13 protein-coding genes are annotated in these 12,596 nt (G+C 47.0%); 8 read left to right on the forward strand and 5 right to left on the reverse strand.

What is annotated here, in order from left to right; all coding sequences use genetic code 11:
- The first annotated feature begins 65 nt into the window (after nt 1-65).
- Nucleotides 66-371: a type II toxin-antitoxin system HigB family toxin gene (locus ACFS25_RS18495; RefSeq protein ID WP_381503981.1), complete on the forward strand. Its 306-nt coding sequence runs from the start codon at nt 66-68 to the stop codon at nt 369-371.
- A gap of 2 nt (nt 372-373) precedes the next feature.
- Complete coding sequence (locus tag ACFS25_RS18500; RefSeq protein ID WP_381503982.1) at nt 374-730, forward strand: helix-turn-helix domain-containing protein; 357 nt, start codon at nt 374-376, stop codon at nt 728-730.
- 7 nt (nt 731-737) lie between these two features.
- Here ACFS25_RS18500 and folK read toward each other — a convergent pair whose 3' ends face one another.
- Both folK and ACFS25_RS18510 read right to left on the reverse strand, forming a co-directional pair.
- Nucleotides 738-1,232, reverse strand: a complete 495-nt coding sequence (folK, locus tag ACFS25_RS18505) for a 2-amino-4-hydroxy-6-hydroxymethyldihydropteridine diphosphokinase (RefSeq protein WP_381503984.1) — start codon at nt 1,230-1,232, stop codon at nt 738-740.
- A gap of 48 nt (nt 1,233-1,280) precedes the next feature.
- Nucleotides 1,281-2,285 (reverse strand): formylglycine-generating enzyme family protein, encoded by a 1,005-nt coding sequence (locus ACFS25_RS18510; protein ID WP_381503985.1) that lies wholly within the window; start codon nt 2,283-2,285, stop codon nt 1,281-1,283.
- A 176-nt stretch (nt 2,286-2,461) separates the two neighbouring features.
- Here ACFS25_RS18510 and ACFS25_RS18515 point away from each other — a divergent pair, with 176 nt between their 5' ends.
- Nucleotides 2,462-4,360, forward strand: coding sequence for an ABC-F family ATP-binding cassette domain-containing protein (locus ACFS25_RS18515; RefSeq protein WP_381503987.1), 1,899 nt, complete (start codon nt 2,462-2,464; stop codon nt 4,358-4,360).
- Nucleotides 4,361-4,506: 146 nt separating this feature from the next.
- Nucleotides 4,507-5,154 (forward strand): DedA family protein, encoded by a 648-nt coding sequence (locus ACFS25_RS18520; protein ID WP_381503989.1) that lies wholly within the window; start codon nt 4,507-4,509, stop codon nt 5,152-5,154.
- Between the two features lies 1 nt (nt 5,155).
- On the opposite strand, the gene ACFS25_RS18525 is transcribed toward ACFS25_RS18520, so the two are convergent.
- Together ACFS25_RS18525 and ACFS25_RS18530 are read right to left on the reverse strand one after the other, a co-directional pair.
- Nucleotides 5,156-6,532, reverse strand: a complete 1,377-nt coding sequence (locus ACFS25_RS18525) for an NAD-dependent succinate-semialdehyde dehydrogenase (RefSeq protein ID WP_381503991.1) — start codon at nt 6,530-6,532, stop codon at nt 5,156-5,158.
- 58 nt (nt 6,533-6,590) lie between these two features.
- Nucleotides 6,591-7,076 (reverse strand): MarR family winged helix-turn-helix transcriptional regulator, encoded by a 486-nt coding sequence (locus ACFS25_RS18530; RefSeq protein WP_381503993.1) that lies wholly within the window; start codon nt 7,074-7,076, stop codon nt 6,591-6,593.
- A 178-nt stretch (nt 7,077-7,254) separates the two neighbouring features.
- On the opposite strand from ACFS25_RS18530, the gene ACFS25_RS18535 reads away from it, so the two are divergent.
- From ACFS25_RS18535 to acpP, 4 genes are all read left to right on the forward strand, one after another.
- Nucleotides 7,255-8,364 carry an HlyD family secretion protein gene (locus tag ACFS25_RS18535; protein ID WP_381503995.1) on the forward strand — a complete coding sequence of 370 codons (1,110 nt, stop codon included), beginning with the start codon at nt 7,255-7,257 and terminating at the stop codon, nt 8,362-8,364.
- A gap of 18 nt (nt 8,365-8,382) precedes the next feature.
- Nucleotides 8,383-9,996: a DHA2 family efflux MFS transporter permease subunit gene (locus ACFS25_RS18540; protein ID WP_381503997.1), complete on the forward strand. Its 1,614-nt coding sequence runs from the start codon at nt 8,383-8,385 to the stop codon at nt 9,994-9,996.
- A 113-nt stretch (nt 9,997-10,109) separates the two neighbouring features.
- Nucleotides 10,110-11,438: a TolC family protein gene (locus ACFS25_RS18545; RefSeq protein WP_381503999.1), complete on the forward strand. Its 1,329-nt coding sequence runs from the start codon at nt 10,110-10,112 to the stop codon at nt 11,436-11,438.
- A 98-nt stretch (nt 11,439-11,536) separates the two neighbouring features.
- Complete coding sequence (gene acpP / locus ACFS25_RS18550; protein WP_381504001.1) at nt 11,537-11,767, forward strand: acyl carrier protein; 231 nt, start codon at nt 11,537-11,539, stop codon at nt 11,765-11,767.
- Between the two features lie 40 nt (nt 11,768-11,807).
- Here acpP and ACFS25_RS18555 read toward each other — a convergent pair whose 3' ends face one another.
- Nucleotides 11,808-12,518, reverse strand: a complete 711-nt coding sequence (locus ACFS25_RS18555; RefSeq protein WP_381504002.1) for a 2-phosphosulfolactate phosphatase — start codon at nt 12,516-12,518, stop codon at nt 11,808-11,810.
- Nucleotides 12,519-12,596: the final 78 nt, after the last annotated feature.

The raw sequence follows: 12,596 nt of genomic DNA on the forward strand, positions 1-12,596 counted from the left end.
TGCCAGTATTATAATTAAAAGCACATACCTTTGTTTACTATGAGTAAACTTTCATTAGTGGACACATGTTCAACATTATAGCAAGACGTACTTTATTGACCTACTGTAACCAGTATCCCTTAGCAGCAACTGCCCTAAAGCAATGGTATGCAGAATGGCAGGAACGCGAATTTGCTAATTTCAATGAGTTAAAGGCAGTCTATGGCTCAGTAAGTATTGTCGCCGACGACCGGGCTGTTTTCAATATAATGGGTAACAAATATCGGTTAGTAGTGCGAGTAGTATTTGATTATAAAACAATACAAGTCAAATGGTTTGGCACCCATGCTGAGTACAATAAAATCGATGTTACGACCATACAATATCAATAACCATGAAACTAAAGCCGCTTAAAACCGAACAGGAATACGATATCATGATGGAATGGATTGACGAGCAGTTCGACCGAAAAACGCTACCTGATAGTCCAGATGGTGAAACATTGCAGGTAGCGTTGCTACTTATCAAGTCCTTTGAAGACAAAAATTATCCAATTCCGATCCCAGATCCAATCGAGGCCATTCGACTGAAAATGGAAGAGAAAGGCTATAGGAATAAGGATTTTGTGGGCAAAGTGGGTAGCAAAAGCTATGTATCTGCCGTCTTGAATCGACATAAACCGCTAACGCTCGAAATGGCCAAATTCTTTCATAAGGAATTAGGTATACCTGCTGGTGTATTACTAAGTTGACCTTCACTCACTCGCTAGCAGGTTGGACAAAGGCCAGCGTCACCTCACTCCTATCGCTACATTCCTCTAGCAACTCCAATGAAGTTCTCTGCAAAATTGGGTGTAAGAAATTCGGTGCAATCTCGGCAAGTGGCACGAGTGTAAAACGTCGCTGGTGTAGAAACGGGTGCGGAATAGTCAACGTATCGGTTTGTAGAACCCGCTGGTCGTAGTACAAAATGTCAATATCAATAATTCGTGCCCCCCACTTTTCGAGCCGAATGCGCCCCAGTTCCTGCTCGATAGTCTGTGTTCGACTTAACACATCTTCTGGCTCCAAACTTGTCTCAACCGCCAATACCTGATTTAAATAAGTTGGTTGATCCGTAAGGCCCCAAGGTGCGGTTTCGTACAAACTTGACTGGTGAACTACCGTCCCGACGCGTACCGCAACTAGGTCAGTGGCTCGGCGCAATGTCTGGACACGGTCGCCGAGGTTCGCGCCAAGGAGAAGAAAAATCATACACTGTAATTAGGATGTCAATTGAGTACCCTGTAGCCTACGTCATTATTAATAATCCTTAATTGGTTTAATACCGTAATAGGCGTTGATTTCTTCGTCGGTGGGGGTTTTAGCAGGTCGGACAATTCGAAAACCCACAAAGGAGGCTGACGTCAGCCACCAATCCGATTTAGGACTTTGCGGATCAAGCACTTTCCAGGCCGGGGCCGAGGGTGTTCGGGCGGCTGATCGAAGAACCGTAGCATCATCATCCCAGGAGCCCCCCCGTACAGAGTTGGGATAAAGCGTAGTCGTTGGAGCATAGGGTTCTTTAGCTTTCCCGCTGGCTACCTGTTTATAATAATCAGCAACATATTGATCCTTAGTCCATTCCATCACGTTACCGTGCATATCGTATAAATCAAAAGCGTTTGGCTTTTTCGTTCCTACTTTTTTGTAGCCACCGTCGCTATTGCCCGTAAACACGGCATACTCGCTTAACTTTTTAACATCACTGCCAAACGAATAAGGTGTAACTGTATTCGCGCGGCAGGCATATTCCCATTCGGCTTCGGTTGGCAACCGGTAGAACACGCCCGTTTTGGCATAGAGCCAGGCACAAAATTTAATGGCTGCATATTGGGTCATGTTTATGGCTGGATAACCCGCCCGACCCATTCCAAACGACATATCCACATACGGTGGGCTGGGTCGTGTAGTGGCATCAGTTTTTGTTAAATTTGCGTCAGATTCTGTATACTTTACCGCCATTTCCTTTTCCATATTCGTAAAGGCAAAAAGGTCGTAGAGATCCCACGTTACCTCGTATTTGCCCATGTAAAAGGGCTCGATCTGAACCTTATGTTGAGGCCCTTCATCGGGTGTCCGTCCTTTTTCAGTAGCCGGGCTACCCATTAGATACGACCCGCCCGGAATGCTTACCAGTGCATACGTCTGGTTACTACCCGGAATGGCTTGTGTGTATGATTTAAAATTGGTTGTGGTTTGAGCGGTCGTACTAACCACAACTCCAGCTATCAGGGCTATGGTCGATAAGAGATATTTCAGCTGCATCGTTGATTATATAGGAAAAGGGGCCGTACTGATTGACAGGTAAAAGTACGAACGATTTCCTTTGTTGTACCTTTGTAGAAATAAATGAGAACGCGACCGGACGGGCACATCAGTTGAACGGATTAAACCGATAAACAGAGTAGCCTTTTCCCTTCAGTTCGATACAAGATTAACGAATGAATTATTTATCAGCTGAAAATTTAAAAAAAACATACGGCGACCGCACCCTGTTTCAAAACCTGACGTTTGGAATAAGCCGGGGTGACAAAATCGCTATTGTTGGTGCCAATGGTTCCGGCAAAACTACATTGCTGTCAATTCTGGCCGGTGCAATGGTCCCCGATGCGGGCCTTGTCAGTCAGCGTAAAGACATCACGGTCGGTTATCTCGATCAGCAACCCGATCTCAACAACGCCTTAACCGTAATGGAGGTGGTGCTGGCGGGTGAAAGCGCCCAACTCGACGCTGTGCGCGCGTATGAACACGCCCTCGCCCACGAAGATCATGCGGGTCTCGAACAAGCCATGTCAGACATGGAAAAACTTGAAGCCTGGGATTACGAAGCCCAAATCCGGCAGATTTTAGGAGAACTGGGTATTCAGGATGTGGAGCAACTTGTTGGGTCGCTATCGGGTGGACAGCGTAAACGGGTCTCACTGGCGCGGGTACTTATTCAGAATCCCGACTTGTTAATTTTGGATGAGCCAACTAACCATCTCGACTTGGAAGCTATTGAGTACCTCGAAAGCTTCCTAACTACGAATAATGGTACGTTGCTGATGGTTTCTCACGACCGGTATTTTCTGGACCGGGTATGCAACCAGATTGCCGAAATGGACAATGGGCAGCTTTACACCTACAAAGGCAACTACGCGTACTTTCTGGAGAAAAAAGATGAACGTGAAACGGCTGCCGCATCGGAGTTAACTAAGGATCGTAACACATTCCGGCGCGAACTGGACTGGATGCGTCGGCAACCCAAAGCACGGGGTACAAAGGCACAATACAGAATTGACGCGTTTGAGGACCTGAAAGAAAAAACAAGTGGTAAAAAGAGCGACGGCGACTTAGATCTGAACCTTCGCATGGCCCGGCTGGGCAGTAAAATTCTGGAAGTCGAAAATCTAAGCAAGAGTTTCGGCAATAAAGTGTTGCTCGATCATTTCAGCTACACCTTTCAACGACCCGACCGCGTGGGGCTGATTGGCAAAAACGGCATGGGTAAAACCACGCTGATGAATATGCTGACCGGTCAGCTACGCCCCGATTCGGGAAAAATATCAACGGGCGGCACGGTTAAATTTGGCTACTACACTCAAACTGAACTCGATTTACCCGAAAACCAGCGCGTAATCGACGTTGTGCAGGATGTGGCCGAAGTGATGAAGTTAGCCAACGGCGACACTATTACGGCAACTCAGCTATTGAGCCGATTTCTATTCGACCGTTCCAAGCAGTACGATTTTGTTGCTAAATTGAGCGGTGGCGAAAAGCGACGGTTGCAGTTGTTACTGGTGCTGGTTCAAAATCCAAATTTCCTGATTCTGGACGAACCGACGAACGATCTCGACATTACGACGTTGAACGTGCTAGAAGATTTTCTGCTCAACTTTCCGGGCTGTGTACTCATTGTAACCCATGATCGATACTTCATGGATCGACTTGTTGAGCATGTTTTCGTCTTGGAAGGTGAAGGAAAAGTGAGAGATTTTCCAGGCAACTACACCGACTATCGTGACTGGCGCGATTCTCAACCTAAGATCAGTTCGCGAAATGAGAAAGCCAATTTAGCCGCGGCCAAAAACCAACTGTCCTCGCCAGATGTTTCTTCAGCACCGGACAAAGACGATGTGAACGGTACAAAAAAGAAACTATCGTTTAAGGAAATCCGGGAGTACGAAACGCTCGAAAAAGAAATTGAGTCGTTGGAGCAACACAAAGGTAACGTAGTGATTCTGCTCAATACGGGCGGATCGCATGAGCAATTAGTGGCTTGGGCGAAGGAAATTAAACTAATTGACCAAACCATCGCTGAAAAATCAGAACGGTGGCTTGAGCTAGCAGAGTTCATGTAACCCGACCAAGCTGGCGTACCACCGGGCTGGCCAGTGGAAATCAGCGCCTACCGGAGTCAATCAGCGAGACTGTTCGCGGAACGTTGTAAAAACACCGTTCCGCGAACAGTCCCCAACCAGCGGGTTCCACCCGCGTTACTATAATTATGGACCAGATTATTAACTTTTTCCACTACCTGCTTAACTCAGAAGAGATTATCCGAACAGGTGGATTAGTGTTGATCACACTCATTGTTTTTATCGAAAACGGCTTTTTCTTCGGGTTTTTCCTACCGGGCGATTATCTGCTGTTTTTATCGGGTGTATTTGCCGGAATAAAGCTACTAAACGTACCACTATGGCTATTGCTGACCTGCATTTTTGGAGCAGCGGTGCTAGGGTCACTAGTCGGTTACCTGACGGGCTATTACTTTGGCGGGAAAATCAAAAATCGGTCTGATTCACTATTTTTCAAGCAGAAATACATCGATAATACACGAGACGCATTTGTTAAATATGGCAATAGCGCCCTGATTATTTCCAGATTCTTACCCATTGTTCGCACCTTTGCTCCGCTTCTGGCTGGCCTAATTCATATGCCATTCCAGTTTTTTATGAGTTACAATATTATCGGCGGAGCTATTTGGGTACTGACACTAGTAGGTGGCGGCTTCTTCTTCGGCGAACGGTTTCCCTGGATTGTGAACTACGTCCAGTACGTTATCCTGTTCTTCTTGGCGATTACAACCTTCACTGTTATCAAAGGCTATCTGAATGCCCGGAAAGAGAAAAAATCGGAGCAGGTTAATGACTAATTCAGGTCTTCTCCACCCATATAGTTTTCGCATTCATAAACTCTTTCATGCCTACTTCGGACAATTCCCGACCGAAGCCGGAGGTTTTGATGCCCCCGAATGGTATTCGTGCATCGGAGCGCATTAGCCCATTCACGAATACGGAACCAGCCTGAATTTGTCGTGCCAGGCGGTCGGCTCTATCCAAATCCTGCGTCCAGATGGCTGAGCCAAGACCAAAATCAGATTGATTCGCCAATCGAATTGCATCAGCCTCATCTTTGGCGTCGATAAGAACGGCCAATGGACCAAAGGTTTCTTCGTCAAAGGCGGCCATACCCGGTTTGACTTTATCCAAGAGCATCGGCTGCACATTACACCCATCCCGTCGGAACGCCGAACCGTGGCCACCAACTAACAGTTTGGCCCCTTTGGCCAGTGTATCGCGACATTGCCGGTCAATGGCATCAGCAAGGTCGAGCCGGGCCATAGGTCCCATTGTTGTGGCATCGTCCGTAGGGTCGCCCTGTTTGATTTGGTTTATCTGGTGTATAACCCGCTCCGTAAACTGCTTCTTTACCGATTTTTCAATAATGAACCGCTTGGCAGCTATGCAGCTTTGTCCAGCGTTCTGCATCCGGGATTTAATAGCAACCTCGGCGGCTTTATCTAAATCGGCATCAGCCAGCACGATCAACGCGTCAGACCCACCCAATTCCAAAACCGATTTCTTAATTTCACGTCCAGCAAGGCTAGCCACCGACGATCCTGCCCGCCCGCTTCCGGTAAGCGTAACAGCCTTCACACGTTTGTCTTTTAACAGATTTTCGACAACAGGCACATCAACCAGAAGCGATTGAAAAACGCCTGTTGGTAAACCGCATGTCTGAAATATTTCTTCAATAGCCAACGAACAGCCAAACACTTTAGGGGCGTGTTTGAGCAAACCGACGTTGCCCGCAATCAGGCCGGGAATGGCAAAGCGCATAACCTGCCAGAACGGAAAATTCCAGGGCATAATGGCCAGCACTGCACCCAACGGCTGATACGTAACGAAACTTTTTTGGGCCTCCGTCTCTACAGATTGATCAGCTAGAAACGCTTCAGCATGGTCGGCGTAGAAGATGCAGGATGCTGCACATTTTTCTACTTCAGCAACAGCTTCCCGCAGGGTCTTACCCATCTCAGCGGTCATCAGCCCGGCGTAGCGTTGCTTGCTGGCGAACAAATACTGACCAACCTTGCGCAAATAATCCGTGCGCTCCCGAATCGACAAAGCCGACCAGTCGGCAAATGCCCGGTCGGCTTGTTTAAGCTTTCGTTCGATAGCAACGTGGCCATCGGCACGGTAGGTTTTGAGGTGTTTTTGCGAGTAGGGATTTATAGATGAGAAAGCCATTAGAGCATGAGGTTTCGGTTACTTGTCTACGAATAACCGAAAAGTCAGGTCTTCGGGTTTACTCATCCTCATTTTCCAATGTATTAACCAAGTCAACCATCGTACCAATGACCTGCTCCATTCGTTCCTGACCAACAATATGGTCGAATTTGTCACGAACTTCCTGCATACACACCTTGAGCGTTACAAATAGCTGTTTACCCCGCTCGTTAAGAAAAATGATACTGGAGCGCGAATCACTCGGATTTTTCTGCGTGTAGATATAGCCCTCGTTCTCCAGCAACCCAACAATTTTGCTCATCATCTGCTTAGTTACGCAGGCACGTTTCGCTAGTTCGTTGTTGGTAATACCATCCTCTTCAATGTTTGACAAGAACATCAAATAACTCATCTTAAAATCAGCATAGCCCAGCGCATGTAGACGCGGTTCAATGAAATTGCCCGTATACCGTTTAAGACGCCAGAATAAATGCCCCACAGATCGCTCCCGGACAGTGCGAAACTGGTCAAAATCAAAGGAATTTTTATCTGTTTCCACGAACATAGAGGCAAAGTAAAAAATGATGAAACGAATTAGGCCAAAAGATTGTACAAATATAGTCAACCTACTTGACTTTGTAGTCAACTTGGTTTACTTTTGCGCTGTAATAGTCAAACAAGTTGACTATTAATTTAGTTCTTACCTCACAGTAAGCTACGTACAGAACTCCACTGAAAAAAAAATGGCAACCTTAACAGAAATTACACCCACAGAAGAGAAAAGCGGAATTAAGACGTATCTACCCCGCATTATTATCGCCCTTGTTGTATTAGTTGGTGGTTACTTTGGCTACAAAGCTTTTGTACACAGCCAACAATATGAGACAACAGATAATGCTCAGATCGAAGGCAACTCCGCTCCGGTACTAGCCCGTGTAGCTGGTTATATAACGTCGGTTAACGTCGATGATTATGCAATCGTGAAACGAGGTCAACCACTAGTTACCATTGACCCGCAAGAATATGATGTGGCACTGGCTCAGGTCGAAGCCGATTATCAGCAATCACTGGCTGATCTTGCAACGGCACATGCAGATCTGCAAACAGCCCTGGCTACTGTTCGTAACGTGGCGCAGAACGCCCGCGTTGCCCAGTCAACCGCTCAGGTGCAGGCCGTCCGGCGCGATAAAGCCCGGCAGGATTTACAACGCGATCAAAATCTCTACAAAGAACAGTCGCTAACCAAAAAGCAATTGGACGATTCGCAAAATAATGTGGATGTGCAGGCTGGGCAGTACAATTCAAATGTGGAGCAGATTAATCTGGCTAAAACCTCAGAGGGTGTGGCACAGGCTGGTATTGTTCGGGCGAAAGCTAACATTCAAAAAATTCAGGCGGTACTAAAGGTGAAGCAGGCAGCTATTGACAATGCCAAACTACGCGTAGGTTACGCCCGCCTTGCCGCCCCGATTGCGGGTAAAATTGGCCGTAAGAATGTAGTTGTCGGTCAGTACGTACAGCCCGGTCAGAATTTGTTCACCATTGTAGCTGACTCGACATTTTGGGTTGTCGCCAACTTTAAGGAGACTCAGTTGGAGAAGATGCAACTCGGTCAGACTGTTGATATTAAGTTAGATGCTTATCCTGACGTCGACATTAAGGGGCGCGTAGCATCGTTGTCAGATGCTACAGGGGCGCGATTTGCCTTATTACCTGCGGATAATGCATCGGGCAACTTTGTAAAAATCACCCAGCGCGTACCTGTAAAGATTGAAATCCTCAATCCGGAGAAATACAAAAATCAATTGCGGGCTGGCTTGAGCGTAGATGCTGAGGTGCGGGTAGCAAATTAGGGACTTTATCTATTAATTATGGCAACTCAAACATTGGCCCTTCCGGCACAACCGACTTTGCCAACGGGCTTTAAGAAATGGATTATCGTCGTTACAGCTATCTCGGCGGCCATTATTGAATTAATCGATACCTCCATCGTAAACGTCGGCCTAACCGACATTGCCGGGAACCTTGGTGTCACCGTCGAAGACGTATCGTGGGTAGTAACGGCCTATGCCATTGCCAACGTCATTGTCATTCCAATGACCGGATTTCTGCAACGGTATTTCGGTCGGAAAAATTACTATATCGGGTCCATCATTCTGTTTACGCTAGCTTCTTATGGCTGTGGTTTCGCTGATAATTTATGGACATTGGTTGCATTTCGATTCTTGCAGGGTATTGGCGGTGGTGCCTTACTGTCCACCTCGCAGGGACTGATGTATGACGCGTTTCCTCCTTCACAGCGGCCTGTTGCATCTGCCTTATTCGGAATGGGTATTGTGCTGGGTCCAACACTTGGCCCAACGCTCGGCGGTTATATCATTGATAATTACCACTGGAGCTGGATGTTTTACATCAACGTCCCGATTGGTATTGCAGCTGTTATGCTGAGTTCGGCCTATATCGACAAGAAAGCAGATGAGCTGAATATTAACCGCAGTGCCATTCAAATTGACCAGTTGGGGATTCTCTTATTGGCCGTCGGCATCGGTAGTTTGCAGTATGTGCTGGAACGGGGTGAAGCCGATGACTGGTTCGATGACCGCATCATTCAGTGGCTGACGGTTTTAGCTGTAATTGCCATTCCGGCTTTTATCTGGTGGGAGTTGCGGGGTACCAAAGAACCCGTTGTAGACCTACGTACGCTAAAGAATCGAAACCTCGCAGTTGGATCCCTTTTGATGGTAATTGTGGGTTATGGCTTATTTACATCGGTCTTACTGTATCCCTTATTTGCCCAGCGTATTGTGGGGTTGACGGCTACGCAAACGGGTAAACTGCTCATTCCGGGTGGTCTGCTTACATTGCCAATGTTCGCCCTGGTGGGCCGCTTGCTGGCTAAAGGGGTGTCACCAAGATTAAATGTTGTGGTGGGTTATGTTGCCTTCGCTACGTTCTGCTTCATAATGTCTACCTATAATATTGAGACTTCGGACAACTACTTTATTTACGCTTTGATGATTAGGGGCATTGGTCTGGCCTTCGTCAACGTACCACTCATTAATCAGTCGGTTGCGACGCTCTCACCCCAGCAATTACCTACTGGTATTGCTATCGTAAATATGATGCGGCAAGTGGGCGGAGCCTTCGGGGTAGCCATCACAAACACGTACGTTACCCAACGCATGGCCGTTCACCGGGGCGATCTGGTATCGAATCTGCAACCGGGCGATATGCTTACCACCGAACGACTGAATGCCATGACGCAGGGACTTGTGGCCAGAGGCATGAACGCTTTTGATGCCGTGACAGGAGCTTACAAAAATATGGATCTGATTATTTCGAGGCAGGCCTTAATGCTCTCCTACCTGGATACATTTAAGTTGGCGGGCTTGTTTTTCGTTTTCTCATTCCCGCTGATATTCTTACTTAAAAGCAAAAAGATGGATGCAGCAACAGCAAAAGCCGTTGCCGATGCAGCTCACTAAACACTAGTTGAACAACCTCCAGCTTCTACAGACGATTGACCGTTGCCGGACTTTGACTGTAACTTAGTAAAGGTCCTGTAGGGTTGGCAGCAGTTGAATAAAACAAATTTCTTATGAAACCGAAACTTCTTACCATATCCATGCTGCTCGCGGTTGGGGCAGTTTATGCCCAGAATCAGCCGATGCAAGTGTCTGACGACCTACGGGCATTGGTCCAACAGGCGAATACGAATTATCCCACCCTGAAACAGCAGCAACAACAAATTCAGGCCGGTGAAGTGCGGGTAGATATTGCCCGAACGGCGATGCGCCCAAGTGTGAACCTGAACGGCAATTACACCTATATAACGCCCGTTCCGCAGTTTACACTTCCAATCAACGGACAGGATGTAGTAGCTAAACTGGCTCCTAATAATAATATAAACGCGAATGTATCGATTGGGCAAACGATTTATGACTTTGGTCGTACTGATGCCGCCATTCGACAGGCGACGGACAATGTGCAGATATTACGCCGAAATTTCGAACTGACTCAGCAATCGCTGGCTTATCAGGTAGCAGCGGCCTATTATGGAGTCGGTTTTTTACAACGAAGCTTAATTGTACAAGACTCGGTTATTAGAACGGCAGGTGCGAATGTTCGGCTGTTGGCCAATCGATTACAGAACGGTGATGCGCTTCAATACGATGTATTAACGGAGTCTGTACGGGTGAAAGTAGCCCAAAATCGAAGAGTTGAAATTCAGAACCTGTTAGAGCGGCAGTTAGCTGTCCTGACATATCTGACGGGGAATCCTCAACCCGAAATAAGCCGGGCTATCGACCAGTTTCAGCTTGGCGTTCAATCGGCACCCGTATCGTTGTTTGACGTAAGTGGTCAATTGCAGACGGCGGTTGCCGGTAACAAAGCTGTATTACTGGCGCAGGATCAGGCCCGAGCTGCCGAAACGGATATATTAGTCAATAATCGGGCAGGCCAACCCAGCCTTTCATTCAGTGGTTCAGCAGGCTTTAAAAACGGTTATCCGCTCCAGGTTGAACAACTTCGGGGGAACACCGCTGCGGGTATCAATTTTATAGCGCCAATTTATGCCGGCAAACGATATCGGTTGCAAAATCAGGTCGCTCAATTGAACCTGAACGCCAGTCGTTACGCCGTTGAGAATGCGAGTGCGCAGGTTCGGCAAAGTATTGCCCAGCTTAACGCTGATATCCGTAGTAATCAGACTCGACTGGCTAACCTTGAAACCCAAGTGGAGCAGTCTCAGAAAGCACTTCAGATTGCCAACGCCCGATTGCGCAATGGCGTTATCACAAATGTTGAACTGCAAAGTGCCGAAACGGGTGTAGAAGAAGCGGAACTCGGTCGGTTAAATTTCCAGTATCAGCTAATGCTTAATCAGTTAGACTTGAGAAGGCTATTGGGCGAAACCTTGTTTTAAAATTAAATATCGTTAAACATGATGCGACGTATATACTAAACTGCACCAAAAAGGCTTCTATAAGCGTATGGTAGGTTACTAACCCAAAGAGCATAGATATGAAAGAGCGAATTATCGAGATCCTGAAAGAATTTGGCATACCGGAATCAGCGATTACGGAACAGACACATTTCTCGCGCGATTTAGGAATGGACAGTCTCGATACCGTTGATCTGGTTATGCAACTTGAAAAGGAATTTGGGATTCGCATTCCCGATGAAGACTACGAAAAACTAACCACTATGCAGAGCTTACTGACGTATCTGCACGCGGATCAATCTATTGCCTGATTAAAATAGAAATGGTCTGGACGTGTTTTCCAGACCATTTTTATACCTGCATACTTACCAGTGCATTTCCCCTTAGTACCGGAACAACATCGTAGAGATCATGTTGTAGACAATAGGTGATGTCCTTCTGAATACCCAGCCGCTGAAGTCGTCCAATATGGGAGGAATTAGACAAGTAGCTCGGCAAATTATCTTTCCCCTGGCAATAGAGCCGCCACGCCATAATAGCACTATCTTCGGCCATTGCGTACGTGTCTTTCAGACGGTCTACCAAGGCACCGGCGAAGAGTGTATCTTCCAGATTGACCCTGCCTTTCCACCCGGCGCATAGCACCATAACATCGTATCCATCTGTCTTTAAATACCGCACAATAGCATCTAAATTCAGAAACGAGCCTACCAGCACTTTCACCGCCGACCGCGACTTAGTGATGGCTAGTGTTCCATTGGTGGTCGTCATGGCCACGTTAGCCCCCCGAATCCGTTCGTCCATATAGGTAAACGGCGAGTTATCTAACTCGAATCCGTCAACCTTTTTGGCATTCCGTTCGGCAGCGGCCAGATAACCTCGCTCCTGCCACATTCGGCACTCCTCAATCGTAGCAACGGGAATAATGCTATTTACGCCATAGGCAAAGGCGGTCACCATACACGAAGTCGCCCGGAATACATCAGCCACAACCACAATTGTATTTTCAACATTGTGCAAGTGGAGCAAATCGGGCGTTAAGCAAACATCAATTTGTTTCATTTTGATTGGATGTGGTGTCGGTCTCCACAACGGCAAACCGCTCGAAACCGATACCCTAACTATAAAATATGTCGTTTT

The sequence above is a fragment of the Spirosoma flavum genome (assembly GCF_042686045.1).
Classification (GTDB): Bacteria; Bacteroidota; Bacteroidia; order Cytophagales; family Spirosomataceae; genus Spirosoma; species Spirosoma flavum.